We start from the raw sequence: 26266 nt of genomic DNA on the forward strand, positions 1-26266 counted from the left end.
GCGGACCGCCGGCGGTCCGCCGCCACCCGCGAATCCGCCCACTAGCAGAGGAGTTTGTGGCAGTGTCGAATAAGCTTTTCGTCGAGATCGTCTCGCCGGAGCAGGAGCTCTGGGCCGGCGAGGGCGACATGGTCATCGCCAAGACCACCGAGGGCGAGATCGGTGTGCAGCCGGGGCACACCCCGGTGCTGGCGCTGCTGGCGCCCGGCGCTGTGGTCCGGGTGCTCGGCGGTCGCGAGAAGGGCGAGGTCCGCGCCGCGGTCCACGGCGGTTTCATGGTCGTGACGCTGGGGGACCGGGTGTCGATCCTCGCCGAGATCGCCGAACTGGCCGAAGATGTCGACATCGACCGGGCCAAGGCGGCGCTGCGCGGCGCTCAGTCCGAGGGGGTCTCCATCGAGGACGAGGAGGCCCAGGCACGGGCCGCGCGGGCGCGCAGCCGCCTGCTGGCCGCCGGGGAAACCGTATGAGCGGCGCGGGCGGGCGCTGAGCAAGGAGAGTTGCGCCGGTGCAGGAGCTGATCTTCGGCCAGCCGTGGTTCAGGGCCATGGAATGGCTGTTCATCACGCTCCTCATCGTGTCGGTCGCCGCTCTCATCGCCGTCACCGTGCGCCGCTACGTGCTGGAGCGGGGCGGCGGCGCAGTCGAATGCTATCTGCGAGCGGGCGCCGACTCCCGGCAGGCCCCCTGGCGCATGGGGCTCGGCCGGTACGGCAGCGAGGATCTGCGCTGGTACCGGGTCTTCTCACTGTGGCCGCGGCCGGCAGCCGAGCTGTCGCGCCGCGGCCTCGTCGTGTTGAACCGCCGCGAACCCACACCCGGTGATCTGCGGGAACTGACCCTGGATCTGGTGGTGGTCGAGGTGGGCTGGACGGCGGCCGACGGCTCCGCCCCCGAGGAGCCGGTCTACGAACTCGCCATGACCGACAGCGCCCTCACGGGGTTCCTGTCGTGGCTGGAGTCGATGCCGCCCGGCACGCACTGGCAGTCCTGAGCGCCGAGCGCTTCGGCGCCCCGCGCGGCACGGGACAGGACGGGGTCCGTGCGCCTAGGCTGTCCGCATGATCGTGGCATTCTCGGTGAGTCCGATGGGATCGGGTGACGACTCCGTCGCCCCGGCGGTGGCCCGCGCGGTGCGGGTGGTGCGCGAAAGCGGTCTGCCCAACCGCACCGACGCGATGTTCACCAGCGTCGAGGGAGAGTGGGACGAGGTGATGGACGTGGTCAAACGCGCCGTCGCCGCCGCGGGGGAGGGCGCCCCGCGCGTCAGCCTCACTCTCAAGGCCGACGTCCGCGAGGGCGTGCACGACGGCCTCGACAGCAAGGTGGAGGCCGTCGAGCGCGAACTCGGCGGCGCCTGAGCGGCCGGCGCGGTCGGCGCCGCGGGTCCGGTTCAACGCGCACACGGGCCGGCCCGACTCAAGTCGCGCGGGCGCCGTGCCCGCGCGGCCGCCTCACCGTTGGCCCCCGGGCCGCCACAGCACCTCCGAGCCGTCTCGGCCCAGCACCCGGCAGAGGATGAACAGCAGGTCCGAGAGGCGGTTGAGGTAGCGCGCGGGCAGCGGGCTCACCGTGTCGCCGTGCTCCTCGCGCGCCGCCCACGCGTTGCGTTCGGCGCGGCGGACGACGACCCGCGCCTGGTGCATCAGGGCGACGGCCGGCGAGCCGCCCGGCAGCAGGAAGCTGCGCAGCGTGGGCAGGTCGGCGTTGAAGTGGTCGCACTCCTGTTCAAGGCGCTCGATGTAGTCCGGCTCCACGCGCAGCGGCGGGTACTCGGGCTCCTCGCCGGAAGGAGCGACGGGGCAGGACAGGTCGGCGCCGAGGTCGAACAGCTCGTTCTGCACCCGCGCGAGCCGGGTGCGGATATCGTCTGTGACGGTGTCGCCGCCGAGCGCGAGCGCCGTGCCGATGGCGGCGTTGGCCTCCTCGACGTCGGCGTACGCGACCAGGCGGGCGTCGGTCTTCGCGGTGCGGCTCATGTCGCCGAGGGCGGTGGTGCCGTCGTCGCCGACGCGGGTGTAGATCCGGGAGAGTACGACAGGGTTGTCCGAGTCCTGTTTGGTCATGGGGCCACTCTAGGAGCCGAGTGGGCGGCTGCAGCGGATGTGCGGGTTTCGGGCGGGCCCGCCTCGGCCACGAGAACGCCCGTGGGCGGGGAGACGGTTCCCCTCGCCCACGGGCGCCGATGTTTCGTTCCAGCGGTTACTTCAGCCAGAGGTCGCCCACACGGGCGGGGGCGAACTCCTGGGCCCGGAAGGTCCGCGGCGCGACTCCGTTCACCGGCAGGGTGCTGTCGGCGTAGGTCTCCACGGAGTAGGCGACTCCATCGGACAGTTCGTCGATCGACCGCCAGTTGATGTTGTCGATGTCGTCCTGCGCCGTGTGGTAATTCGGGTCGAAGTCGATGCCGGCGGTGCCGCCGTAGTACTCGACCTGCTGTTCGGTCTTGGTGCCGTCACCGCCGCTGAACAGGCCGCCGGAGGCGATCCCTTCGGCCATGAAGGCGCTGTAGTCGGAGCGGCCGCTGAACTCGGTCGGCTCGGTGACCAGGTTCTTCTTCTCGTAGTAGTCCTCGAACATCTTCTGGATCGCGCCCGAGCCCGAGGGCGGCGGCAGCGACCCCTCAAGCTCGCCGCGGCCGTCGTAGATGAAGCGGCCGTAGTTGGGCGAGCCGAGCATGTCGAAGTTGAGGTAGAGGGCGATGCGGTCGAGCTGTCGCTGCTTCAGCTGCTCGACGTACTTCGTGGAGCCGATCAGGCCCTGCTCCTCGGTGCCCCAGAAGGCGAACCGCACCCGGTTGTTCGGCTTGCCGAGCTTGGCGAGCTGCTGGGCGGTCTCCAGGATGGTGGCCACGCCGCTGGCGTTGTCGTTCATCCCGGGGCCCTCGGGCACGCTGTCCAGGTGCGCGCCCACCATGACGACGTTGTCCTTGGCGCCGCCGCGGGTCTGGGCGATGATGTTGTAGGAGGTGCGGGTCGTCACCGAGGAGTCGACCTTCAGGTGCACCTCAAGCGCGTCGCCTGCTGCCACGAGCGCGTCGCCGGTCTCGGTCGTGGCCCCCACCGAGGGGATGGCGGACTCTTCGCCGACCGTGCCGTTGAGAGGGCCCTCGACGTTGTTGACGATGACGATCCCGCCGGCGCCGGCCTCCGCGGCGTTGGCCGTCTTGGCCTGGAACGTGCAGCTGCCGCGCTTGACGATCGCGACGGCGCCGTCGGGGAAGCCGGAGAAGTCGTCGGCGGTGCAGCCGCTGTCGGTGCTGTCGTAGTCGACGGGCACACCCGCCGCTGTGACGTCGCCGGCACCGGAGTAGTTCATCGTGATGAAGTCGTCGCCGGGGGAGAACTCCCGCTGCTCGGGGGCGACCTGGGTGAGCACCGGCTCGGAGTGCTCCTGCCACATCTCGTAGTCGTAGGTGTCGCGCTTGGGCCGGTAGCCGGCGCGCTTGAGCTGGTCGACGACGTAGTCGGCGGCGACGTCGTAGCCGGGGGTGTTGGTGGCCCGGTTGCCGCCGTTGTACTCGGCGATCGTGCTCAGGTTCTCGACGTGCTCGCGAATGCCGTCGGTGGTGACCAGAGTCGGCAGCACGGCCGCGTCGGCGTGTGCGGTGCCGGGGGCGAGTCCCAGACCGAGCACCAGGGTGGCCGAGGCGCCCGCGCAGGCGAGGCGCCTGGCGGCCGGCGGCAGGTGCCGACGGGGGGCGGGGGATCGTTGACTTGTGGGCACTGGCGTCCTCCTGCTGCGGACACCCGTCTACTCGGGGTGATGAGACGGGCGCGATTCGTGCGAGGTATCGGGCAGCCTGTCACCACTGCGTATCGCTGAGCAAGGTGGTACACCCCGCGTTGCCACATTCAGCCATAAATCTTCCGATGTGTCGGCGATATGTGGTGTCATAGTCGGTTCCGCGGTGCCCCGCCGCCGGTTCCGGCGGCCGCCTGTCCAGGGCTCCGCCCGCACCTCTCAGAACAGGCGCGGCGTGTCCGGCTCGATACCGCGCAGCGCGTCGTAGTCGAGTGTGACGCAGCCGATTCCGCGGTCGCCGGCCAGGACGCGCGCCTGCGGCTTGATCTCCTGAGCGGCGAAGACGCCCTTGACGGGGCTGATCGAGGGGTCGCGGTTGAGCAGTTCCAGGTAGCGGGTGAGCTGCTCGACGCCGTCGATGTCGCCGCGGCGCTTGAGCTCGACGGCGACCGTGCCGCCGTCGCCGTCGCGGCAGAGGATGTCGACCGGTCCGATGGCGGTGGGGTACTCGCGGCGGATCAGGGTGTAGCCGTCGCCGAGCGTGGTGATGTGCTCGGCGAGCAGTTCCTGCAGGTGGGCTTCGACGCCGTCCTTCTGCAACCCGGGATCGGCCCCCAGAGTGTGGGTGCTGTCGTGCTGGATCTCCTCGATGCGCAGCACGAGCTTCTCGCCGGATTTTCCGTGGGTGACCGTCCACACCTCGGTGCCGTCGTCCGCGGCCGACTCCTTCACCGAGCACGGCGGGTTCATCCAGTTGAGCGGTTTGAACGCGCGGTCGTCGGCGTGCACCGAGACCGAGCCGTCGGCCTTGAACAGCAGCAGCCGGGGTGCCATGGGCAGGTGGGCGGTGAGGCGTCCGACGTAGTCGACGCTGCAGCGGGCGATCACGAGTCTCACGCTGCACGATCCTAGCCGTGTGTGACGAGGGCCGCGGTCATGCCGCTCGCCGTGCGCCGTCCGGGCCTGCTCGGGCTGATCGCGCACGGCTGCACGCGGATTTCCCCGAACCGGTGGCGCGAAACGAGAATGAAAACTATTTTCATATGACGCCGGGGGTAGCCAGATGTGGCCCCTCGGTGCCGTGACGGTACGCGCACGGAGAACTAACGTCGCAGACCGGTGCGCGGGGTCCCCGGCGGCAAGCCGGGTGCGGGCCCCGCGTGGGCCGCGCGCTCAGCGTGCCGGTCGGTCGCCAACAAGAGAGGGACGTCCATGTCGCTGACGGTTTCGCCGGAACTCCTGCACAAGGCCGAGCAGGGCCCCGTCGACAACGCCGACTTCATCGCCTGCATCCGCGAATCGCTGCCCTACGCCTGGAGCGTCGTCAGCGGCCTGGCCGAGCGGGCCGCCGCCGGCGACGCCGACTTCGAGGCCAACGAGGTGCCGCCGCCCGGCGAGGCCGAGCGGGGCCAGCTCCTGCGCCTGCTCGCCAGCGACGCCATGCGCGCCGCCGTGGAGGACCACTTCGGCATGCGCCTGGCCTTCCAGAACTGCCACCGGGTCGCGCTGTTCAAGCCGGGCGCCGATGCCGCCCGCGCCGAGTTCGCCTCGCCGCGCGCCCAGCTGCTCAACCAGTCGCCGGAGCTCGTCGACTGCTGAACCGTCCGGGCGCCCCGGGGCACCCGCGGTGCCGGTCCCTCGGGGCCGTGCACCCCGGGTGCGTGCCCCGAGGCCTTCGCAGAGCGCCACGGCCCACCGCCGGCCGGGCGGGGGTGCACTCGTCGCGGCGTCCGTGCTCCGGCGCCCGCGCGCGAGCGCGTAGGGTGGGCGCATGCAGGAATTCGACAAGGTCGGCGTGGTCGGGCTGGGCGCCATGGGCGCCGGTATCGCCGAGGTGTTCGCCCGGGCCGGGTTCCAGGTGACGGGTGTGGAGATCGACGGCGACGCCCTGGAACGCGGCCGCGGCCACGTGCGCGCCTCGCTGTCCAAGGCCGTCGAACGCGGCAAGCTCAGCGCGGAGGAGCAGGGCAGCATCCTCGACCGGATCTTCTTCACGACCGATCGCGAGGACCTGCGCGACGCCGACTTCGCCATCGAGGCCGTGCCGGAGCGGATGGACCTCAAGCGCGACGTCTTCGCCGACCTCGACCGCATCTGCCCGCCCGGCACCATTCTGGCGACCAACACGTCCTCGCTGTCGGTCACCGAGATCGCAGCGCTCACCGGACGCCCGGACAAGGTCGTGGGCCTGCACTTCTTCAACCCGGCCCCGGTGATGAAGCTGACCGAGGTCGTCAGTACCATCACCTCCTCCCAGGCGACCGCCGACATCGCCACCGAGGTCGCCAAGCGCATCGGCAAGACCCCCGTGGCGGTGACGGATCGTGCCGGGTTCGTCGCCAACGCCCTGCTGGTGCCCTTCATCAACGACGCCGTCTCGGTCTACGAGCGCCGGATCGCCTCCCGCGAGGAGATCGACACCGCGGTCACCAAGGACGCCGGTCTGCCGATGGGGCCGCTGACCCTGGCCGACCTCGTCGGCGTCGACGTGTGCCTCGCGGTGCTGGACGTGCTCTGGGACGAGTTCCGAGAGCCCCGCTACGCCGCCGCCCCGCTGCTGCGCCGCATGGTCGCCGCCGGGCGCCTGGGCCGCAAGAGCGGACGCGGGTTCTACGACCACACCGGCGTGAGCGAGCCGGCCGAAGAGGTCCCCACCGGTGCCGTCGCCGAGGCGCTGCGCGGCGGCCACTTCGACTTCGACCTCGCGGGGATGCTGCTGGCTCCGCACGTCAACGACGCGCTGCGGATGGTCGGCGACGGCTACGCCGCGGCGCAGGACGTCGACACCGCCATGCGCTTCGGCTGCGGCTATCCCAAGGGACCGATCGAGCTGTTCGAGGAGCGGGGGACCGACTGGTTCGGCGGGCTGATCGACGCGCTGCTGCCGACCGGGCTGAGCAGCCTGACCCCCGCGCCGGTCGTCTGGGCCGCGGAACTCGTCGGGCGCGAGTCGCTGCGCTGATGCGTCCCGACCGCCGGGCCGCCGCGCCGGCGGCCGCGCCCACGTGGGCCGCCGCGCCCGCTCGTGCGGGCCGCTGTGGGGTGTTCCGGGCGACTGCCCCTACCCTGGAACCGTGAGTCCGCGCCGCAACACACCCCGCCGCCGGGGGGCCAGCCGCCCGCCCGGCGACGACGACGCCGTTTTCCGGCGCGTCACCGGAGCCGAGCGGCGCGAGACCGGCCCGGACGGCGAATGGGCCGTGCGGCGAATCACCGGGGCCGCCGCCACCAAGACCTACCGCTGCCCCGGCTGCCAGCAGGAGATCCCCCCGGCCATGCCGCACGTGGTGGCCTGGCGCCCCTTCGGCGACGGCGAGGACCGCCGCCACTGGCACTCCTCCTGCTGGGAGCGGCGTGCCGACCGCGGCGTCCGCTTTCCGCGCCGCTGAGCGCGGCCGGCCCCCACCGCGGTACGGCTGCCGTGCCGCGCCGCGCCCACCACCGCCACTGTCGAACGAGGACCGATGCAGATCCGCGCCACCACGGTGCTGCCCGCCGAGCGCCGCCCGATCACCCTGCACACCGCCGACGGCCTGGAGCTCGTCGGCGAGCTGGCCCTGCCGCAGGACCGCGCGCCCGAGGCCGCACTCGTCTGCCTGCACCCCCTGCCCACGGCCGAAGGCATGATGGACAGCCACGTGCTGCGCAAGGCCGCCTACCGGCTGCCGACGCTGGCCGGGGTGGCGGTGCTGCGCTTCAACACCCGCGGAACCGAGTCCCGGCACGGCAAGAGCCAGGGGGAGTTCGGCGAGGGCGAGGCGGAACGCCACGACGTGGCCGCCGCCATCGAGTACGCCGAGTTCGAGGAGCTGCCGCGGCCCTGGCTGCTGGGCTGGTCCTTCGGCACCGAGCTGGCGCTGAAGTGGGGCTGCGACCCCGAGGTGGAGGGCGCACTCCTGCTGTCGCCGCCGCTGCACCGGGCTACGGACGCCGACCTGGACGTGTGGGGCGACTCGGGCAAGCCGCTGGTCGCGCTGGTGCCGGAGTTCGACGACTACCTGCGGCCCGACGAGGCGCGCCAGCGTTTCGCGCGCGTGGGACAGGCCGAGGTGATCGGTGTGGAGGGCGCCAAGCACCTGTGGGTAGGCGAGCCCTACGTGCGCACCGTGCTGAACACGGTCGTGGAGCGCGTCGCACCCGGCGCGGCTCCGCTGCCCCGGGAGTGGGACGGCCCCTACGAGCGCGACACCTTCACCGGCTGACGCGAAAGGCCCGCTCGCCGGCGTTTCGACTCTCTCAACCGAGGGGGCGGCGGCGACCCGTCGGGCACTGCGCGACCCCGGAGCGGGGCGCACGGCGGCTTGCGGGCTGCGCGCGCGAAAAGGCCCCGGCCGCCCGGAGAGATCCGGGCCGCCGGGGCCTTGCACTGTGTCGGTGTCAGTGCCTGTGTGCGTGGCAGTGGTAGTGACAGTGTTGGTGTCTTCGCGCCACGGCGGCGCGGCCGACCGGGTGGCCGACTACTCCTGCCACCAGTCCTCGTCGTCCTCGGCAGCGGCGGACTTGCGGCCCGAGGCGGCGCCCACGGGCTGCTTTGCGTCCTCGCCGCCGGAGCGCTGCCGACCCTGCTGGTCGCCGTCGTGGGACTCGATGGCCGCAGGCTGCTCGGGGGCGGGCACCTGGGCGGGGGCGGGTGCCGCGGGTGCCGCGGCGGCGTCGCCGCCACCGCCGCCGCCGAGGAGCTGGCGGAGCTGGTCCAGGTGCGACTGGATGCTGTCGCGCTGGCGGCTCTTCTCGTCGACCTCCTGCTGGGCGACGGCCATGATGCGGTCGGACTCGGACTTGGCGTCGCCGACCATGTGGTCGGCCTTGGACTTGGCCTCGCCGGTGATCTGCTCGGCGTTCTTCTTGGCGTTGGTGACGAGCTGCTTGGCGTGCTGCTCGGCGTCGCGGCGGGTCTGCTCGGCCTGCGAGCTGGCCTTGGTGGCCCGCTGCTCGGCACTGGCGGCGCGCTCCTCGGCCTCCGAGACCAGTTTCTGCGTGGCGGCCTGGGCGGCGGCCAGGCGCTCGGCGTCCTGGCGCTCGGCCTCCTCGCGGCGGCCGGCGAGCTGGATCTCGAACTCGGCCTCCTCCTGCGCCCGCTTGGCCTCACTCTCCTCCAGAGTGCGCTGGGCCTGGGCACGCATCTCGTCGGCCTGGCGCTTGGCGGTCTGCAGGGTCTCGTCGCGCTCGCGCTTGGCGGAGGCGCGCGCCTGGGCGCACTCGCGCTCGGTGGTGGTGCGCAGCTTGGCGATCTCGCCCTCGAACGTGGCCCGCTTCTCGGCGATCTCGTGGTCCACGGCAGAGCGCTTCTTCTGCACCTCGCGCTCAGTCGTGGAGGTGAGCTCGTCGGCCTCGCGCTGGGCCGTCGTGCGGATCTCCTCGGCCTCGTTCTCAGCGGACGAGCGCTGCTCGTCGGCCTCGCGCTGAGCGGTGGTGCGCAGGTCGTTGGCCTCGTTCTCGGCGGCCGAACGCATCTCGGCGGCCTCGATCTTGGCTTCGGACTTGATGTCGTTGGCCTCGGCGCGGGCGCCCTGCACGAGTTCGGTGGCCTGCTCCTCGGCGAGGCGGAGCAGCTGCTCGATACGCGCGCCCAGGCCGGAATAGGTGGGGCGCTCCTGCTCCTCCAGTTGGCGCTTGGCCTCGGCGAGGTCGTTCCGGCTCTGCTCGGACTCTTCCTTGGACTGCTGGAGCTCGGACTTCAGCTGGTCGACGTAGTTCAGCACCTGCGTCCGGTCGTAACCGCGCAGAACCACGTCGAACTCGGTGGCCTGGTTGCCTTCCTCGAAGAAATTGGTGAGCTGGGCTTCAATATCGGACGACGACATGTGGCGGAATCCTGAACGAGTGACGAGACGGCTACTTACGGGTGTGCGTGCCGAGTCGAGGCGTGTGCGGACCGGCATCGGCGGGTGCGGCCGCTCCTCTCGCCACGATCCAGCGGGGGTACTCCCAGGGGAGGGTACTCCGCGAACTGTGCGTTCGTGGGCGGGTTCGCTCCATCGGTACGGAATGCGGAGCAGAGGAGGCTTGCCGACGATCTGGACGCTATACGCAGCGTGCCCGACTCGGGGGGGCCGTGACGGGCAGGGGACGGGTCGTACCGGAAGTCCCGGTAGCTAGCAGACTTTATCAAGCTCAACGCCGCGCGGAGGAGGGTTTGCGGCACACGGATCCGAGCCGTGGGCCCAAAAGGGGCCGGACGTGCGACGATGCCGAAATGACGGTTTCGTCGCGGTGCGCTTTCGCGCACGCTCCGGCGCCGAGCGCGCCGCGGCGGCGACAACCGGGCGGCACGCAGCGGTGCGAGGCAAGCATAACGGGCACCGCCGACGGGCTGGGACGGGTCTAGGTCTAGTCCCGCCGGGGCGCCTGGTCCGGGCGATCCGCGGCCGTCGCGGCGTCCCCGCCGTCGTCCGCCGCCTGCACCAGTTCGGTCAGCACCCCGCCGCAGTCCTTGGGGTGCAGGAACGTGATCGCCGAGCCCATCGAACCCGGCCGCGCGGATTCGTCGAGCACCCGCACTCCCCGGCCGCCGATCCGTTCGGCCGCCCCGGCGACGTCCGCGGTGCCGAAGGCGATGTGGTGGACCCCCTCGCCGTGCCTGGCCAGGAAACGGGCGACCGGGGAGTCCTCGCGGAGGGGCTCCAGCAGCTGCAGATAGGTCGCGTGGCCGTCGTCGGTGCCGTTGACCCGGAGCATGGCCTCGCGCACCCCCTGCTCCTCGTTGACCTCCTCGTGGGCGATCTCGAACCCGTGGACCCGGCGGTAGAAGTCGGCCGTCGCGTCGAGGTCGGTGCAGGCGATGCCGACGTGGTCGATGCGGGTGAGCAAGATCCCACCTCCCAGAAAGCCTCCGAATTGCGTGTATGTATCGTGGCAGACAAGCTGTGGCACGAACGCAACGGAGGCACCTCAATGCCCGGATCCGTCATCGTCAGCGGAGCGCGGACCCCCATCGGCCGTCTGCTCGGCTCGCTTTCCGGCTTCTCGGCGGTGGATCTGGGCGCCTTTGCGATAGAGGCCGCGCTGCAGCGCGCCGGGATCGGCGGCGACCAGGTCGGATACGTCGTCATGGGGCAGGTCCTCCAGGCCGGGCAGGGGCAGATCCCCTCGCGCCAGGCCGCCGTCAAGGCGGGGGTTCCGATGAGCGTCCCCTCCCTGACCGTCAACAAGGTGTGCCTGTCCGGTTTGAACGCGGTCGCGCTCGCCGACCAGCTCATCGCCTGCGGCGAGTTCGACGTGGTCGTGGCCGGCGGCATGGAGTCCATGACCAACGCCCCGCACCTGCTGCCCAAGGCGCGCCAGGGCTACAAGTACGGCTCCGTCGAGGTGCTCGACGCCACCGCCCACGACGGCCTCACCGACGCCTTCGACGGCGACTCCATGGGCGCCTCCACCGAGCGCCACAACGCCCGCCTGGGCATCGGCCGCAGCGAGCAGGACGCCTTCTCCGCCCGCTCCCACCAGCGTGCCGCGGCCGCGACTAAGGACGGGCGCTTCGAGGCCGAGATCGCCCCGGTCCGGGTTCCGCAGCGCAAGGGCGAGGACCGCCTGGTGACCGAGGACGAGGGCGTGCGCGCCGACACCACCGCCGAGAGCCTGGGCCGGCTGCGGCCCGCTTTCGACCCCGACGGCACCATCACCGCCGGTTCGTCCTCGCAGATCTCCGACGGCGGGTGCGTGCTCGTCGTCATGAGTCGCGCCAAGGCCGAGGAGCTGGGCTGCGAGATCCTCGCCGAGGTCGGCACCCACGGCAACGTCGCCGGCCCGGACAACGCGCTGCAGTCCCAGCCCTCCAACGCCATCCGCCACGCCCTGGGCAAGGCCGGGGCCGAGGTCGCCGACCTGGACCTGATCGAGATCAACGAGGCCTTCGCCAGCGTGGCGCTGCAGTCGATGCGCGACCTGGGCATCCCCGAGGAGTCGGAGAAGGTCAACCCCGACGGCGGGGCCATCGCGCTGGGCCACCCCATCGGCGTCTCCGGCGCCCGACTGGCGCTGCACCTCGTGTACGAGCTGCGCCGCCGGGGCGGCGGCCTGGGTGCCGCGGCCCTGTGCGGGGGCGGCGGCCAGGGCGACGCGCTGCTGTTCCGGGTCCCGGCGGCCTGACTCCGCGGGCGTCCGCGGACCTCCGCCCGACCAGGGAGCCGACCAGTGAAGGGAGCCGGGACGCCGGTATGCGCGAGCCACTGGCGATAGCGGTCGCCCAGCCCGTCTGCGAGTCCTATGCGGTCGCGGCGAACGCGTCCGTGCACGCGGAGGTGGTCCGCGCCGCCGACGCGCGCGTGGTGGTGTTCCCGGAGCTGTCGCTGACCGGATACGAGCTGGACGCGCCCGCGATCGCGCCGGACGACGCCCGGCTGGCGCCGATCGTGCAGTCGTGCGCGCAGGCGGGCGCGATCGCGCTGGTGGGCGCGCCGGTGGCCGGTGAGGGCGGCGCCGAGCACATCGCGATGCTGGCCGTCGACGGCGACCGCGCCCGCCACGCCTACAGCAAGATGCACCCGGGCGGTGCCGAGCCGGAGCGGTTCGCACCCGGCCCCGAACCGGTCGTGCTCGACGTCGACGGCCGCCGCTTCGGCCTGGCGATCTGCAAGGACCTCGGCGTGGCCGACCACGTGGCGGCCACGGTCGCGCTGGGCGTCGACGCCCTTCTGGCCGCCACGCTCGACCACGCCGGCGACGCGACGGCCCAAGAGGAGCGCGCCGTCCGCGTGGCCGCCGAGTACGGCGTCTACGTCGCGATGAGCAGTTTCGCCGGTGGCACCGGCGGCGGATACACCCGCGCCATGGGCCGCTCGGCGGTGTGGCGCCCCGGCGGCGCCCTCGCGGCCCGCGCGGGAGCCGACACCGGTGCCATCGTGCGCACGGTGCTGCCCTGAGACCGGGCCTCGGCGAGCCTCCGACCGGCCGCGGACGGTTCCGGGCCAAACCCGTCCCGGAACCGTCCGGAACCGGCCGACCGCCGCACACTCCCGAGGGTTCCGCGGGCAGCAGGTTACGGCTAAGTTCCCGGCATGGCAGATCCCACCACTGACAGCGGTTCCCCGATCCCAAACCGGCCTGCGCCCCAGCCGCCGGGCACGAACTTCTCCGCAACGCTGCGGCAGGCCAAGCAGCCCGTCGTCGAAGCGGGTGTCGCCGACGAGCGCCGGACGCTGGAGGCGTTCCTCGACTACCAGCGCTGGGATCATGGCGGGCAAGGTCCGCGGTGTCACCGAGGAGCAGGCGCGGCGGAGGCTGGTCTCCTCGGAGACCACACTGGCCGGGCTACTGCGGCACCTGGCCGTCGTCGAATGCAAGTGGTTCCGTCTCGTCGTGGCCGGAGGCGACGCCGAAGAACTCCACCTGCCCGGCCGCGGCGAGTCCTGGGTGGTGCCCGAGGACGCCACGCTCGCCTCCCTGACGGCAGACTACGAGCGCGGATGCGCCGACTCGCGTGCGATCGCCGCCCGGTACTCCCTCGACGACGTCTTCGACTCAGGCGAGGACATCACCGTTTCGCTGCGCTGGATCCTGGTCCACATGATCGAGGAGACCGCCCGCCACGCCGGGCACGCCGACATTCTGCGCGAGCAGACCGACGGCAGCACCGGCGACGGCGAGAGCGGCTGAAGCCGGGGGCGGCTCGGGTCGGCTGTGCAGACCGGTGTTCCTGAACACGGCTTAGCCCGTCCCGTGGGCCGTGCGCCTGGCCTCGTACCAGGTCTCGCCGACGGGCTCGCCCGCCATGTTCCAGCTCCACGACACGGTCGGCGTGATCCGCATGTAGACGCCCGGACCGGTCATGCCCTCGCGCTCGATCGGCGCTTCGGCCTGGCCGTAGACGCGGATGCCGCGCGCTATGAAAGGCTCGAAGGACACCATGTCGTCGACCACCAGGGCGACCTTGGGGTTCCCGGCGGCGATGTTGCGGAACTTGCGGGTGCGGGTGACCGTGGAGCCGCCGCCCACCCAGAAGCGGGCGCCGTCGAACTCCACCGCGACCGGCACGGCGTCGGGCTGTCCGTCGGGTGCGACCGTGGCCAGGCGGCCCATGGGGTGCGAACGCAGGTAGGCGGTCTCTTCGTCGGTGAATGTCATGCTCGGTTCTCCTTCGCGGTGTGTTCGCGCTGCGCCGGCGGCCGCGGCGTCCGGGCCGACCCTTCGTCATACACGAACCGGGCACGGCTGTATCGACGGCGCGCGGTGCGATCGCCCCGAGCGGCCGATCGGCGCTCGTCCGGCACGACTCCGGGGGCGGGGTGCGGCCGTGATCGCGGGTTGGGATACTCGGATGTCCGAACGGTGGCGGTGAGCTTGGAGGGAGCCCGATGGAGGTCGGCGACCTGGTGCGGCGGGTGCTGAAGGGGGACCGCAGAGCGGTCGCGCGGGCCATCTCGCGGGTGGAGGACGCCGCGCCGGAGTTGCGGCGGATCGTCTCGGGCCTCGCGTCGCGCACCGGGCACGCGCGCATCGTCGGGTTGACCGGCGCTCCCGGCGTAGGCAAGTCCACCTCGACCAGCGCGCTGGTCAAGGCGCTGCGCGCGCGTGGGGAAAGCGTCGCCGTGCTCGCGGTCGACCCGTCGTCGCCCTTCACCGGCGGCGCCCTGCTGGGCGACCGGGTCCGCATGCAGGAGCACTCCACGGACTCCGGCGTCTACATCCGTTCCATGGCCACACGAGGCCACCTCGGCGGCCTGTCGTGGGCGGCCCCGCACGCGCTGCGCATCCTGGACGCCGCCGGCTTCTCCGTGGTGCTGGTCGAGACGGTCGGGGTCGGCCAGGCGGAGGTGGACATCGCGGCGCACGCCGACACCACCGTCGTGCTGTCGGCGCCGGGCATGGGCGACGGCGTGCAGGCCGGCAAGGCCGGCGTGCTGGAGGTCGCCGACATCCTCGCCGTGAACAAGGCCGACCGCGAGGGCGCCCGCGCCACAGTGCGCGACCTGCGGCAGATGGTCGCCCAGGTCGACCGCGAGCCCGGCGAGTGGAAACCGCCGGTGGTGAGCATGGCCGCGGCCGACGGCGAGGGCGTGGACGACCTGCTCGCCCGCCTCGACGAGCACGCCGAGCACCTGCGCGCCTCCGGCGGGCTCCAGGCGCGCCGCCGCGACCGCGCCCGCCGGGAGATCGAGGGCATTGCCCTGGAGGAGCTCACCCGGCGGTTGGCCGACGTCCGCGGGCACGCCGCGCTGGACAAGCTCGCCGACGAGGTGGCCGCGGGAGCGGACCCCTACACCGCCGCCGACACCGTGCTGGCGGCGCTCGACGGCTGACCCGTCGGGGAGGGCCCGGGCGCCAGGCGCGAGAAGGGGCCGATCGGAGCCGCGCGGCTCCGATCGGCCCCTTCTCGCGAGGAGCGGTCAGCCGCGGCCGTTCAGCTCACCGTCCAGCGCCCGGAACAGGCTGCCGCGGGAGTCGTCGCCGTCCAGCGACCAGGCCATGGCACCGGAGAGCCCGGCCTCGCGTGCCCAGGACGCCTTCTGCGCGATGGCCGTCGGGTCGTCGAAGTTCCAGAACTCGGTGCCGTCGTAGAGCCAAGCCGTGCCGGCGTGCTCGTCCCGGTGGAGGGTGAAGCCCTCCGTGTCCGCATAGTGCTTGAGGACCTTGTAGTCGTTGAAGCCGGGTTCCCACTTGCCGTCGGCGGCGCCGCCGGCCTCGCTCCACAGGCCGTCGCCCCGTGGGCCGGGCTGCACACCACTCCATCCCCGGCCGTAGAACGGGACGCCCATGACCAGGTCCTCCGGCTGGGCGCCGCGGTCCAGGTACGCCTGGACGACGGTCTCGTAGCTGCGCGGGGACTCGGCGGGGGAGTCCTCTGGTACGCGGACGTTGGACTGGTGGCCGGTGGTCGGGCTCCAGGCCCCCGTGAAGTCGTAGCCCTGCACGTTCATGAAGTCGAACTCGTCGGCGAGCTTGTCGACCTCGTATCCGGCGTCGATGGCGCCGGTGTTGGCCGGGACGAAGGCCGTCAGGTCGAAGTTGCGGCCCTTCTCACGCTCCAGCGCGTCGAGCTGGTCGCGGAACTCCCGGACCAGCGCCGTGTAGTTCTCCTTGTCCTCGGGACGGATCACGTTGCCGGGCTCACCGGGGGTGGCGGGCCACTCCCAGTCGAGGTCGATGCCGTCGAACACGCCGGCGGCCGCGCCCTTGCCGCCCGCGCCGTTGAGTTCGGGCAGGTTGCCGCGCAGGAACATGTCGATGCAGGACTCCACCGCGGCCTCCCGGTTCTTGGGCAGCGCCGCGTCCGAGAAGTGGTCCGACCAAGCCCAGCCGCCGATGGCGATGCTCACGCGCAGGCCGGGGAAGCGCTCCTTGAGTTCCCGGAGCTGGTTGAAGTTGCCGCGCAGCTCCTGGCCGGGCTCGTCGGCGACCCCGTCGACCGACTCCGCCGCGGTGTGGACCCGGCCGTAGTCCGCGTGGGCGTCGCCCCGGCCCTCCTCGTCGGACATGAAGCAGCGGCCGTCTTCGTCCAGATTGGCGAACGCGTAATTGAGGTGGGTGAGGCGCCCGGCCTGCCCGCTTTCCACCAGGTCTTTGACCAGGTAGCCGCGGTCGGCCGCGCCCCACTGGGTGAAGTAGCCGACCTGGCGGTACTCGTCGCCGCTGCACGGGGCGCCGTCGACGGTGCACGAGGTGAAGTCCGTGTCACGGCCGGAGCGGGTGCCGTTGTAGCCGAAGGTGTAGCTCTCCCCGGCGGGGATGGCGGCGCCCCAGTGCGGCGGGGTCACGGTGTAGCCGTCCGCGCTCTCGGTGAGGTCGGCGTTCCACATCTGGTGGACCTGCGCGCCTTCGGGCAGGGAGAACTGCACGGTCCAGTCGCGCAGCGGGGCGTCGGTGCCGTTGGCGACGGTGATCCGGGACTGGTATCCGCCCGGCCAGCGGGCGTTCTCCACATGTTCGACGGTGACCTGCCCGGACACGGTGTCGGCCGCGGCCGTCGTCGCCTGGAGGACCGAGATGAGCGGGACCGCGAGGACGATCGCGGCCGCTGCGGACAGCCGCGCGGGTGTTCGGAGGCGGGGGGTAGGCATGGTGCACTCGCTTCCGTCCTGGGGGGAATTTTTAGGAAACTTTACTGTTTGGTTCTCTCCGGTCAAGAGGCGCGGTGCGGATGATCACGAAACTCAGATCGAAGGCGCGCCGGCGGGTGCGCAGGAGAGCCGGGGGCGGCCTGTGCCTAGGCGCCGGTGGAGGCGGTTTCGCCTGAGAACGGGGCCTTCCCCGTCGAATGCCGCATGGGGCCGGGTCGGTACAGTGTCGGCGTGGGCAACCCGCTGAATCTTCCGTTCGACCCCATCGGACGCGCGCACGACAACTGGACGCGCCGCTGGGGCGCCAACCCGTCGATGGCCGCCGTCACCTCGATCATGCGCGCCCAGCAGATCCTCATCGGCCAGCTCGACGCCGCGCTGAAGCCCTACGAGCTGACCTTCGCGCGCTACGAGGCGCTGGTTCTGCTCACGTTCAGCTCGACGGGCGAACTGCCCCTCGGCAAGATCGGCGAGCGGCTGATGGTGCACCCCACCAGCGTCACCAACACCATCGACCGCCTGGAGCGCCAGGGCTTCGTGTACCGCAAGCCCAACCCCAGCGACGGCCGCGGCACCCTCGCCGAGATCACCGACAGCGGCCGCGAGGTCGTCGAACAGGCCACCCGCGACCTGGTCGCCATGGACTTCGGCCTGGACTGCTACTCCGACGAGGAGGCGTGGCGGATCCACGAGATCTTCGCCAAGCTGCGCGTTGAGTTCGGCGACTTCCCCGCCGCCGAGCTGCCCGGCGAGGAGGCCGCCGCAGAGCGGCCGAGCACTGGGGAAACCGGCGCCCGTTAGTCCGTGTTCAAGAACGCCGGGCTGCTGTGCGGCCTTGTTGGGGCCGCCGCCCGGTTGTCGGCCCACGAATCGGCCTATCCGGCGATGATCGTGCACTTATGGCCGCGGAATGCGCTTTCCTGTGGCCATAAGTTCACGATAGACGGGCCAAGCCGCGCCGAGTCTGCCGCCGTCACCGGCGAGCACCCGGCCCGGTGGCCGCTGAGCCCCATCCTTCAGACCGCCGCCCGGCCGCGCGGCCGCGCCTTGCGCTCCTACTCCTCGAAGGCGGGGGAGCCCAGCTCCGCCAGGGCGGACTCCGCCCGGCCGATCAGCATCGGGTGCTCGGGGTTGCGTGAGTCGTATCTCGCGCGCACGTCGTGCAGCACGGCGCGGTAGGCGTCGGCGGCCTCGTCCTTCCGCTCGGCCTCGCGCAGTCCGCCGGCCAGCGCCAAGCGGGCTTCGAGGGCGGGGCGCGAGAAGCGGCCGTGGGCTTCCTCCTCGGTGCCCACCGCCTCCTGCAGCAGCGAAAGCGCGGTTTCGGGGCGGCCTGCCAGCCGGTGGGCCAGGGCCAGGCGGTCGCGCACGTGGGAGGTCGTCGGCCAACCGGCACCGCGGTCCGCGGCCTCGGTGGCCACCTTCTGAAGCGCCGCGACGGCCTCCTCGGCCCGCCCCGCCAAGGCGAGCGCCGCGCCGCGGTTGACGGCGGTGGCGAAGGTCTCCTCGTGGCCGGGTTCGTGCACGCGGTGCCGGTCCGCCAGCAGCGCGTCGTAGAGCTCGACGGCCGTTTCCGCCTCCTCGCGGCCGCCGCGCTCGATGTAGGCGCCGGCGAGCTGCTCGCGGGCCCCGAGGGCGTCGTCGGTGTCGGGGCCCTGCAGGCGCTCGAACTCCGCCGCGAGGCGGCGCCAGTAGTCGGCCTCCTCCTCTACCGGGCGCCGCGTCGCACGCAGCCGGTGTCCGAACTGGAACAGCAGGTCGTGCGAGAGTTCGACCAGGATGTCGCCGGCGGTTTCGGACAGCGCGGCGGTGTTGGCCAGCATCACGGGGTCGAGGCCGGGATGCTCGGGCGCCGTCGGGTTCAAGTCCAGGCGGTAACTCCAGTACCCGTCCAGCGCGTCCGCGGCGGTACCGGCGGCGAAGGTGAGCGCGTCTCCCGCGAGGGCGGCCAGGGCGGCCCGGCGCGCCGCCTCGGGAACCCGCACGGTAGACGACGGATCGCCGACCAGGTGCCCGTGCTGCACCAGCTGGGCGAATGCCCGCTGCACGGTGCGTGCGTCCGAGCCCTTCGGCCGCAGAGCCGCCAGTATCCGCCGAGCCACGGGCCGCGGCTGACCGGGGGCCTCACGCAGGTACGGCGCGACGTCGAGCACGCCCAGGCCGGTGAGCACCTCGGCCGGGAACCCCTCCGGATCGAGCAGCGAAGCCACCTCCAACAGCGCCCGCGCCCGCCGGGGGAGCCGGGACAGGTCCACGGGCGCGTGAGAGTCCGGGGCGGGGGAGGGAGTGTGATCCGTCACAGGCGTCTCGTTTCCGGGTTCGGGGTCGGCTGAAGGCGGCGAGTCGGCAGTCACTCCGTGGTGGCCACCGGGTCGTCCGGCCCGTCGAGTGCCGCCTCGGCCATAAGGATCAGCGCCCCCCGACTGCGGTCGTAGAAACTCAGCCACGAGCGGCAGTCCGCGATGATCGCGCGGAGGGCTTCGGCGGCCGCATCCGTGCGCCCCGCCTCTTGGAGGCCGTGGGCGAGGACCAGGCGCGCACCGAGCAGGTCGGCTTCTTCCCCGCCCGTTTCCGTGTGGCGGCGGGGGACTCGTCGGTCAAGGCGGTCCTCGCTCAGTGGTGGGGGAATGCGAGTCGGGCCGGGGCCGGGCGCTGTGGGAGCGGTCCCACGCCGGGGCCGGGCATCATGCTGCAGCGCGGCCGCGGCCGGGTCAACGCCTGCGGCGCGGGCGACGCCGAGCCGATACCGGTCCGCTGCCCGGGCGAGAATCTTGCGAGGGGGAACGGGCAGACCGGTGCACCGCGGCTGCGCGTACCCCTATGCACGTTTACTTGGTCGTCCTACTATTGATGCATGGCCAAGGCTGAAGACATCTCCGCGGGCCGCGCCCGCTGGCAGGCGCGCTACGACGCCGCGCGCGCACCCGATTCCGGCGGGCGGTGCACCACCGCGCCCGAGGGGCGGACCACCATCTCCGGGGAACCGGTCGAGCCCGTCTACGGGCCGCCGGAGGGCGTGGAGGTCCCCGGCTTCGAGCGGATCGGGTGGCCCGGGGAGTTCCCGTTCACCCGCGGGCTCTACTCCACCGGCTACCGCGGCCGCGCCTGGACCATCCGCCAGTTCGCCGGATTCGGCAACGCCCGCCAGACCAACGAGCGCTACCGGATGATCCTGGAGTCCGGCGGCGGCGGGCTGTCGGTGGCCTTCGACATGCCCACGCTCATGGGTTACGACTCCGACCACTCCTTCGCGCTGGGCGAGGTGGGCCACTGCGGCGTGGCCGTCGACTCCGCGGCCGACATGGACATCCTCTTCGACGGCATCCCGCTGTCGGAGACCACCACGTCCATGACCGTCAGCGGCCCGGCCATCCCCGTCTTCTGCATGTACCTGGTCGCCGCCGAGCGCCAGGGCGTCGACACCTCCGTGCTCAACGGCACTTTGCAGACCGACATCTTCAAGGAGTACATCGCCCAGAAGGAGTGGCTCTACCCGCCCGAGCCGCACCTGCGCCTCATCGGCGACCTGATGGAGTACTGCGGGGAGAACATCCCGGCGTTCAAGCCGCTGTCGGTCTCCGGCTACCACATCCGCGAAGCCGGGGCCACGGCCGCCCAGGAGTTGGCGTTCACCCTCGCCGACGGCTTCGGCTACGTCGAACTGGGCCTCTCCCGCGGACTGGAGGTGAACCGGCTGGCGCGCGGCCTGTCGTTCTTCTTCGACGCCCACATCGACTTCTTCGAGGAGGTCGCCAAGTTCCGCGCCGCGCGCCGCATCTGGGCGCGCTGGATGCGCGACCGCTTCGGCGCCACCGACGAGCGCGCCCAGTGGATGCGGTTCCACACCCAGACCGCCGGAGTCTCGCTGACCGCCCAGCAGCCCTACAACAACGTGGTCCGCACCGCCACGGAGGCGCTGTCCGCCGTGCTCGGCGGCACGAACTCGCTGCACACCAACGCCCTGGACGAGACCCTCGCGCTGCCCACCGAGCGCTCCGCCGAGATCGCGCTGCGCACGCAGCAGGTCCTCCGGGAGGAGACCGGCGTGGCCAACGTCGCCGACCCGCTCGGCGGCTCTTACTACGTCGAGGCGCTCACCGACCGCTTGGAGGAGGAGGCCGAGCGCGTCTTCGAGCGCATCGAGCTGATGGGCGGCGGCGCCGACGCCGAGCACGCCATCGGCCCCATCACCTCGGGCATCCTCGCCGGCATCGACAACGGCTGGTTCACCTCCGAGATCGCCGAGTCGGCGTTCGCCTACCAGCAGGCTCTGGAGAAGGACGAGAAGCGCATCGTCGGGGTCAACTGCCACACCTCCTCGGTCACCGGCGAGGTCGAGACCCTGCGCATCAGCCACGAGATCGAGCGCGAGCAGAACCGGGAGCTGGCCGAACGCCGCAAGCGGCGCGACCAGGCCGCGGTCGACACCGCACTGGCCGACCTGCTCACCGCCGTGCGCGACCCCGCCCGGCCCAACCTCATCCCGGTCATCCTGCAGGCCGCCCGCGCCGAGGCGACGCTCGGCGAGATCTGCGGAACCATGGGCGAGGAGTTCGGCACCTACACCGAGGACCCGCACCTGTAGCGCGCCCGCCGCCGGTGGCCGGGCCCGCCCGGCCGCCGATGGCGGAACGCCTGTGCGCAACCTTCACCGTCCCCTCCGGTGATGGGGCAGGATGGGGGTATGCAGCCTTCGGACTACTCCATGCAGAGCGCGGTCGACCTCGGAGCTCGCAAAGCGGCCTTGGATCGCGAGGCCAAGCGGCAGGCCGAGGAGTCGTCCGGTAACGCCAATCCCTACGCCATCGACATCACCGAGGAGAACTTCCAGCAGGAGGTTCTCGAACGCTCGATGAACGTGCCCGTCGTCCTGGCGGTGCTCCAGGCGCGTTCCGAGCAGTCCGGCCAGGTCGAGAAGGCCCTGGACCGACTGGCCGTCGAGGCCGGCGGCCAATGGGCCGTCGCCAAGGTCGACGTGCAGGCCAGCCCGCAGATCGCCCAGGCGATGCGGGTGCAGTCGGTGCCCACCGTCGCGATGGTCATCGGCGGCCAGGTCGTGCCCGGTCCGGGCGGACCCGCCACCTACGATCAGCTGCGCGAGTGGCTCGTCCAGGTCTTCGACGGTCTGCGCCAGCAGGGCATCCTGCCCGAGGAGTACACCGGCCTGGGTGAACCGCAGGAGCCCGCCGAAGAGGAGCAGGAGGGCGGCCAACCGCAGAGCGCCGCCGACGCCGAGGCGCAGGAGGCGCTGGAACGCGGCGACTTCGATGCGGCCGAAGCGGTCTACTCCAGGGCGGTCGAGGCCGATCCGAACGACGAGGAGGCCAAGCTCAAGCTCGCCCACATCCGCCTGGTCGGCCGCGTCCGCATGCTCGACGCCAACGAGCGCCGCCAGACCGCCGCCGAGAACCCCCAGGACGTCCAGGCCCAGATCGACGTCGCCGACATCGACATGTACGGCGGCAAGATCGAGGACGCCTTCGACCGCCTCATCTCCACGGTGCGGCGGACCGCCGAGGACGACCGCGACCGCGCCCGCCAGCACCTCCTCTCGCTGTTCGAGGTGCTGCCCCCGGGAGACCCGCGCGTGGCCAAGGCCCGCCGCTCGCTGACCTCCGCGCTGTTCTGAGGCAATCGAGCGGGTGCCGCTGAGCTGTGCCGCCCCCGGCATCGGCCGGTCCGCCGGTCCGCCCGGTGCCGGGGGCGCGCCAGGTGCGCCGCGCCCCCGCGCCTGCCCGGCAGGTGCGGACGCGCGGCAGTAGGATCGGCGCCGTAGGTGGGCGGGCGCTGCGCGCCGGGTACCACCGGGGCACGGGTGGTCGGCCGCGGCCGGCGCCAGGCCGATCCGAACGGTGGATGCGATGGCGTACGTGGTGACGATATCGGCGGCCTTCGGGGCCGGCGGCAGCGTGGTCGGACCCGCGCTGGCCGATCGCCTGGGCGTCGCCTTCGTCGACCGGGCCATCCCGGCCGCCGTCGCCCGCGACCTCGGCTGTTCGCTGCAGGACGTGCTCGAACACGACGACCGCGCGCCGACCGGCATCCAGCGCCTGCTCGCCGGCGCCGCGCGACTGCCCGCCGTGACCCCCGGCAGTATCGACATGAGCTACGTGCACGCCGCCGAGGGCAGCGGCCGACTCCTGTTCGACCAGGAGTTCGTGGACCGCACGGAGCAGGTGATCCACGAGGTTGCCGAGTCCGGCGGCGTGATCCTGGGTCGCGCGGGCGCGTGCGTGCTCGCCGACCATCCCGCCGCGCTGCACGTCCGCCTCGACGGGCCGCCGGAGCGCAGGCTCACCCGGGCCGCCGAACTGCGCGAGGAGTTCGCCGGTCCCGAACCCGACCGGGGCACGGCCGGCTCGGACGAGTCCGCGGCCGGCGGCGGCGCGGAGTCGTGGAATCCGCCCACGATGCGCGACCTGCGCGACAACGACCGCGCGCGCTCCGCCTACGTACGCCGGTTCTACCGGGTCGACCCGGCCTCGCCAGCGCTGTACCACGCGGTCCTCGACTCCACCGCCTTCGAGCTGGAGACCTGCGCCGACATCGTCGAACGCCTGGCCCGGGAGCGCGCGCCGCAGGCATGAGCGGCCGCGCGAGCCGGCGGCTCGACCGGACCGGTCGCCCCGCCCCTTTGCTCCTGCGCGTGGGATACCGCATACGGTTCACGTGTCCGTTTTCTTACCTGCGGAGGGCACGGAGGACCGGAGGTGATGGCACTATGAGAGGTGCGCCCACCGTGCCTTCACGCGGCCGGCCCGCGGCCCCCGCCGCCATGCGGCAGCAGCGCCCGACCGCGGCACGGCGCCGGGCGTGATCGCGCCCGGCCCGGCCTCCGCCGTCCCTCCCCCGCCGGCGCGGCAGGCCTGCGCCCAGTCCCCACGGCAGATCCGTGATTCCAAGGAGCATTACGTGGCCACCCTTCCCAGCGTCTCCTACTCCATTACGATTCGTCTGGAGCTCGACGGACACGGCAGCGCGGTGGGCAGCCTCACCAACGCCGTCGAGCACGTGGGTGGCGTCATCACGGCCCTCGACGTCGCCTCGGCGGGCCACGAGCGCATCCGCATCGACGTCACCTGCGCCGCGCGCGACACCGACCACGCCCAGGCCATCGTCGACGCCCTCGGCGGCATCGAGGGCGTCACGGTCCACAAGGTCTCCGACCGCACCTTCCTGCTGCACCTCGGCGGCAAGATCGAGATGAAGTCGAAGGTGCCGCTGCGCAACCGCGACGAACTCTCCATGGCCTACACCCCCGGAGTGGCGCGGGTTTCGCAGGCCATCGCCGCCAACCCCGACGACGCCCGCCGCCTCACCATCAAGCGCAACAGCGTGGCCGTGGTCACCGACGGCTCGGCGGTGCTGGGCCTGGGCAACATCGGCCCGCAGGCGGCCATGCCGGTCATGGAGGGCAAAGCGGCGCTGTTCAAACGCTTCGCCGACATCGACGCCTGGCCCATCGCCCTGGACACCCAGGACGTCGACGAGATCGTGCGCACCGTCCAGGTGCTCGCCCCCGGGTTCGGCGGCATCAACCTGGAGGACATCTCCGCCCCGCGCTGCTTCGAAGTCGAGGAGCGGCTGCGCGAACTGCTGGACATCCCGGTCTTCCACGACGACCAGCACGGCACCGCGATCGTCGTGCTCGCCGCGCTGCGCAACGCCCTGCGCGTGGTGCGCAAGGACCTCGGCGAGGTCCGCATCGCGATGTCGGGCGCCGGCGCCGCGGGCACCGCCATCCTGAAACTGCTGATGCACGCCGGCGCCAAGCACATCGTGGTCTGCGACGTGCACGGCGCGGTGCACACCGGCCGCGGCGACCTCGACCCCAACCTCGCCTGGATCGCCGAGAACACCAACCCCGAGGGCTACGACGGCGATCTGCGCGGTGCGGTGAGCGGCGCCGACGTGTTCGTCGGGGTCTCGGCGCCCAACGTGCTCGACGGTGCCGACATCGCCGAGATGAGCGACGACTCCATCATCTTCGCGCTGGCCAACCCCGACCCCGAGGTCGACCCCGAGGTGGCCCACCTGCACGCTTCTGTGGTGGCCACCGGGCGCAGCGACTACCCCAACCAGATCAACAACGTGCTGGTCTTCCCGGGAGTGTTCCGCGGCCTGCTGGACGCGCAGAGCGACCACGTCGACGCCGACATGATGGTGGCCGCGGCCAAGGCGCTCGCCGACGTCGTCACCGACGACGAGTTGGGTCCGCACTACATCATCCCCAGTGTTTTCCAGCCCGACCTCGCCCAGCAGGTGGCCGCCTCGGTGCGCGACGCCGCACTGCGAGAGCAGGCGCAGCGCGCCGAGCGGGCGGGCGGCGGCTCCCAGGCCGCCCGCAAGGGCGGCGCGTCCGCGCCGGCGCAGTAGGCGCGCACCCGAGCACCCGCCGCCCGGCGCCGGGCCTCGACGGTCGGTCGCACTGGATTCCGGGCGGCGATGCGGGTACACGTGGAGCATGGAAGAGCCGACTCTGACCGGAAGCCTCCTGGTGGCGACACCCCTGCTGGAGGACCCCAACTTCCGGCGGGCGGTCGTTTTCGTCGTCGACGACGAGCCCGACGAGGGCACGCTCGGCGTGATCGTCAACCGCCCCCTGGAACTGGCCGTCGGCGAAGTGCTGGTGGACTGGAGCGGGTTCGCCACCGAACCGGCTGTGATGTTCTCCGGAGGGCCTGTGGGCACCGGCGCCGGGCTGGCGCTGGGCATGCCCGGGGGCGGCGACTCGCCGCTGGGTTGGCGGCCGCTGGAAGGCGCCCCGCACGAGGGGTCGCGCGTCGACGGCCTGGGCGTCGTCGACCTCGACACCCCGCCGGAGATCCTCGGCGAGGCGCTCGGCCGGTTCCGCGTCTTCGCCGGGTACGCGGGTTGGGGTGCGGGCCAGCTCGCCGGCGAGATCGACGAGGGAGCCTGGTACGTGGTCCCCGCCGTCGCCGAAGACGTGTTCTCCCCCGACCCCGGTTCCCTGTGGCCGCGCGTGCTGCGCCGCCAGGGCGGCGATCTCGCCTTGGTATCGACCTATCCCGACGACCCGACACGGAACTGAGCGCCGGTGCCGCCGGATACCGTGGAATGAGCATGGAGGAGGTGTGAGGGCCCGATGGCAATGGACGTTGTCAACAAGGTGGTTCCGGAGAGCGAGACCCGGCCGGATGTTTCGCACGATGACGGCGACCGCGAGCGCTTCGCGCATTACGTACAGAAGGACAAGATCACCCAGAGCGCCGTCACGGGCGACCCGGTGATCGCGCTGTGCGGCAAGGTGTGGGTGCCCAACCGCGACCCCAAGCGGTTCCCGGTCTGCCCGGAGTGCAAGGAGATCTACGAGGAGATGATGAAGTGACCCCCTCCTCGGGTGCCACCGGGGGCCGATCGGTCGCTGACCACGGGTGACGCAGCGGGGGTGCGGCGGATCGGCGCGCCGCGCCCCGGTTCGCGCGCGGCCATCACCGGTGCGCGGCCGTTTCCGGCCGCCGCTGCGGTCGGTGCGGATTCCGTGGGCCTGCTGTGCGCGGGCTTTGCGC

General features: G+C 72.1%; 26 protein-coding genes. 18 read left to right on the forward strand and 8 right to left on the reverse strand.

Annotation, left to right across the window (positions count from 1 at the left end; all coding sequences use genetic code 11):
* Nucleotides 1-62 precede the first annotated feature (62 nt).
* The 3 genes from EKD16_RS05140 (at nt 63) to EKD16_RS05150 (ending at nt 1361) form a co-directional block, all read left to right on the forward strand.
* Nucleotides 63-470 (forward strand): F0F1 ATP synthase subunit epsilon, encoded by a 408-nt coding sequence (locus EKD16_RS05140; protein ID WP_131097339.1) that lies wholly within the window; start codon nt 63-65, stop codon nt 468-470.
* Nucleotides 471-547: 77 nt separating this feature from the next.
* A complete protein-coding gene (locus tag EKD16_RS05145) occupies nt 548-994 on the forward strand; it encodes a DUF2550 domain-containing protein (RefSeq protein WP_131102055.1) in 447 nt (148 codons plus the stop codon).
* Between the two features lie 67 nt (nt 995-1061).
* Nucleotides 1062-1361 (forward strand): MTH1187 family thiamine-binding protein, encoded by a 300-nt coding sequence (locus EKD16_RS05150; RefSeq protein WP_131097340.1) that lies wholly within the window; start codon nt 1062-1064, stop codon nt 1359-1361.
* A 93-nt stretch (nt 1362-1454) separates the two neighbouring features.
* Here the strand turns inward: EKD16_RS05150 and EKD16_RS05155 are convergent, their stop codons facing one another.
* From EKD16_RS05155 to nucS, 3 genes are all read right to left on the reverse strand, one after another.
* Nucleotides 1455-2066: a cob(I)yrinic acid a,c-diamide adenosyltransferase gene (locus EKD16_RS05155; RefSeq protein WP_131097341.1), complete on the reverse strand. Its 612-nt coding sequence runs from the start codon at nt 2064-2066 to the stop codon at nt 1455-1457.
* Between the two features lie 136 nt (nt 2067-2202).
* Nucleotides 2203-3726: a M20/M25/M40 family metallo-hydrolase gene (locus EKD16_RS05160; protein WP_165498496.1), complete on the reverse strand. Its 1524-nt coding sequence runs from the start codon at nt 3724-3726 to the stop codon at nt 2203-2205.
* A gap of 237 nt (nt 3727-3963) precedes the next feature.
* On the reverse strand, nt 3964-4641 hold the full coding sequence (gene nucS, locus EKD16_RS05165) for an endonuclease NucS (protein ID WP_131097342.1): 678 nt from the start codon (nt 4639-4641) through the stop codon (nt 3964-3966).
* A 315-nt stretch (nt 4642-4956) separates the two neighbouring features.
* On the opposite strand from nucS, the gene EKD16_RS05170 reads away from it, so the two are divergent.
* The 4 genes from EKD16_RS05170 to EKD16_RS05185 all read left to right on the forward strand — a co-directional run bounded on the left by EKD16_RS05170 (nt 4957) and on the right by EKD16_RS05185 (nt 7946).
* A complete protein-coding gene (locus EKD16_RS05170; protein ID WP_131097343.1) occupies nt 4957-5343 on the forward strand; it encodes an SCO5389 family protein in 387 nt (128 codons plus the stop codon).
* Nucleotides 5344-5515: 172 nt separating this feature from the next.
* On the forward strand, nt 5516-6706 hold the full coding sequence (locus EKD16_RS05175; RefSeq protein ID WP_131097344.1) for a 3-hydroxyacyl-CoA dehydrogenase: 1191 nt from the start codon (nt 5516-5518) through the stop codon (nt 6704-6706).
* 112 nt (nt 6707-6818) lie between these two features.
* Nucleotides 6819-7133 carry an ATP/GTP-binding protein gene (locus EKD16_RS25215; RefSeq protein ID WP_165498497.1) on the forward strand — a complete coding sequence of 105 codons (315 nt, stop codon included), beginning with the start codon at nt 6819-6821 and terminating at the stop codon, nt 7131-7133.
* Between the two features lie 75 nt (nt 7134-7208).
* Nucleotides 7209-7946, forward strand: coding sequence for an alpha/beta hydrolase (locus EKD16_RS05185; protein WP_131097345.1), 738 nt, complete (start codon nt 7209-7211; stop codon nt 7944-7946).
* A 255-nt stretch (nt 7947-8201) separates the two neighbouring features.
* Here the strand turns inward: EKD16_RS05185 and EKD16_RS05190 are convergent, their stop codons facing one another.
* Both EKD16_RS05190 and mce read right to left on the reverse strand, forming a co-directional pair.
* Nucleotides 8202-9548: a DivIVA domain-containing protein gene (locus tag EKD16_RS05190; protein ID WP_131097346.1), complete on the reverse strand. Its 1347-nt coding sequence runs from the start codon at nt 9546-9548 to the stop codon at nt 8202-8204.
* A gap of 526 nt (nt 9549-10074) precedes the next feature.
* Complete coding sequence (gene mce / locus EKD16_RS05195) at nt 10075-10554, reverse strand: methylmalonyl-CoA epimerase (RefSeq protein ID WP_131097347.1); 480 nt, start codon at nt 10552-10554, stop codon at nt 10075-10077.
* An 84-nt stretch (nt 10555-10638) separates the two neighbouring features.
* Between mce and EKD16_RS05200 the strand changes: the two genes are divergently transcribed.
* The 3 genes from EKD16_RS05200 (at nt 10639) to EKD16_RS05210 (ending at nt 13338) form a co-directional block, all read left to right on the forward strand.
* Nucleotides 10639-11832 (forward strand): acetyl-CoA C-acetyltransferase, encoded by a 1194-nt coding sequence (locus EKD16_RS05200; protein WP_131097348.1) that lies wholly within the window; start codon nt 10639-10641, stop codon nt 11830-11832.
* Nucleotides 11833-11900: 68 nt separating this feature from the next.
* The gene (locus tag EKD16_RS05205) at nt 11901-12605 is read left to right on the forward strand and encodes a carbon-nitrogen hydrolase family protein (protein WP_131097349.1); all 705 of its coding nucleotides are present in this window, start codon (nt 11901-11903) and stop codon (nt 12603-12605) included.
* Between the two features lie 310 nt (nt 12606-12915).
* Nucleotides 12916-13338: a DinB family protein gene (locus EKD16_RS05210; RefSeq protein WP_242677241.1), complete on the forward strand. Its 423-nt coding sequence runs from the start codon at nt 12916-12918 to the stop codon at nt 13336-13338.
* Nucleotides 13339-13389: 51 nt separating this feature from the next.
* On the opposite strand, the gene EKD16_RS05215 is transcribed toward EKD16_RS05210, so the two are convergent.
* Nucleotides 13390-13806, reverse strand: a complete 417-nt coding sequence (locus EKD16_RS05215) for a PPOX class F420-dependent oxidoreductase (protein ID WP_131097350.1) — start codon at nt 13804-13806, stop codon at nt 13390-13392.
* A 230-nt stretch (nt 13807-14036) separates the two neighbouring features.
* On the opposite strand from EKD16_RS05215, the gene meaB reads away from it, so the two are divergent.
* On the forward strand, nt 14037-14981 hold the full coding sequence (meaB, locus tag EKD16_RS05220; RefSeq protein WP_131097351.1) for a methylmalonyl Co-A mutase-associated GTPase MeaB: 945 nt from the start codon (nt 14037-14039) through the stop codon (nt 14979-14981).
* An 87-nt stretch (nt 14982-15068) separates the two neighbouring features.
* Here meaB and EKD16_RS05225 read toward each other — a convergent pair whose 3' ends face one another.
* A complete protein-coding gene (locus EKD16_RS05225) occupies nt 15069-16739 on the reverse strand; it encodes a glycosyl hydrolase family 18 protein (RefSeq protein WP_131097352.1) in 1671 nt (556 codons plus the stop codon).
* A 231-nt stretch (nt 16740-16970) separates the two neighbouring features.
* Between EKD16_RS05225 and EKD16_RS05230 the strand changes: the two genes are divergently transcribed.
* Complete coding sequence (locus EKD16_RS05230; protein ID WP_242677242.1) at nt 16971-17540, forward strand: MarR family winged helix-turn-helix transcriptional regulator; 570 nt, start codon at nt 16971-16973, stop codon at nt 17538-17540.
* 254 nt (nt 17541-17794) lie between these two features.
* Here EKD16_RS05230 and EKD16_RS05235 read toward each other — a convergent pair whose 3' ends face one another.
* Nucleotides 17795-19036: a tetratricopeptide repeat protein gene (locus EKD16_RS05235; RefSeq protein ID WP_131097353.1), complete on the reverse strand. Its 1242-nt coding sequence runs from the start codon at nt 19034-19036 to the stop codon at nt 17795-17797.
* Nucleotides 19037-19590: 554 nt separating this feature from the next.
* Here EKD16_RS05235 and EKD16_RS05240 point away from each other — a divergent pair.
* From EKD16_RS05240 to EKD16_RS05265, 6 genes are all read left to right on the forward strand, one after another.
* The gene (locus EKD16_RS05240; protein WP_131097354.1) at nt 19591-21321 is read left to right on the forward strand and encodes an acyl-CoA mutase large subunit family protein; all 1731 of its coding nucleotides are present in this window, start codon (nt 19591-19593) and stop codon (nt 21319-21321) included.
* Between the two features lie 99 nt (nt 21322-21420).
* On the forward strand, nt 21421-22365 hold the full coding sequence (locus EKD16_RS05245) for a tetratricopeptide repeat protein (RefSeq protein ID WP_131097355.1): 945 nt from the start codon (nt 21421-21423) through the stop codon (nt 22363-22365).
* A 232-nt stretch (nt 22366-22597) separates the two neighbouring features.
* Complete coding sequence (locus EKD16_RS05250) at nt 22598-23323, forward strand: cytidylate kinase-like family protein (RefSeq protein ID WP_131097356.1); 726 nt, start codon at nt 22598-22600, stop codon at nt 23321-23323.
* A gap of 325 nt (nt 23324-23648) precedes the next feature.
* The gene (locus tag EKD16_RS05255; protein ID WP_131097357.1) at nt 23649-25112 is read left to right on the forward strand and encodes an NAD-dependent malic enzyme; all 1464 of its coding nucleotides are present in this window, start codon (nt 23649-23651) and stop codon (nt 25110-25112) included.
* Nucleotides 25113-25200: 88 nt separating this feature from the next.
* Nucleotides 25201-25788 carry a YqgE/AlgH family protein gene (locus EKD16_RS05260; protein WP_131097358.1) on the forward strand — a complete coding sequence of 196 codons (588 nt, stop codon included), beginning with the start codon at nt 25201-25203 and terminating at the stop codon, nt 25786-25788.
* A gap of 54 nt (nt 25789-25842) precedes the next feature.
* Nucleotides 25843-26085, forward strand: coding sequence for a DUF3039 domain-containing protein (locus EKD16_RS05265; RefSeq protein ID WP_131097359.1), 243 nt, complete (start codon nt 25843-25845; stop codon nt 26083-26085).
* Nucleotides 26086-26266: the final 181 nt, after the last annotated feature.

Origin of the sequence: Streptomonospora litoralis (assembly GCF_004323735.1) — a bacterium.
GTDB lineage: Bacteria > Actinomycetota > Actinomycetes > Streptosporangiales > Streptosporangiaceae > Streptomonospora > Streptomonospora litoralis.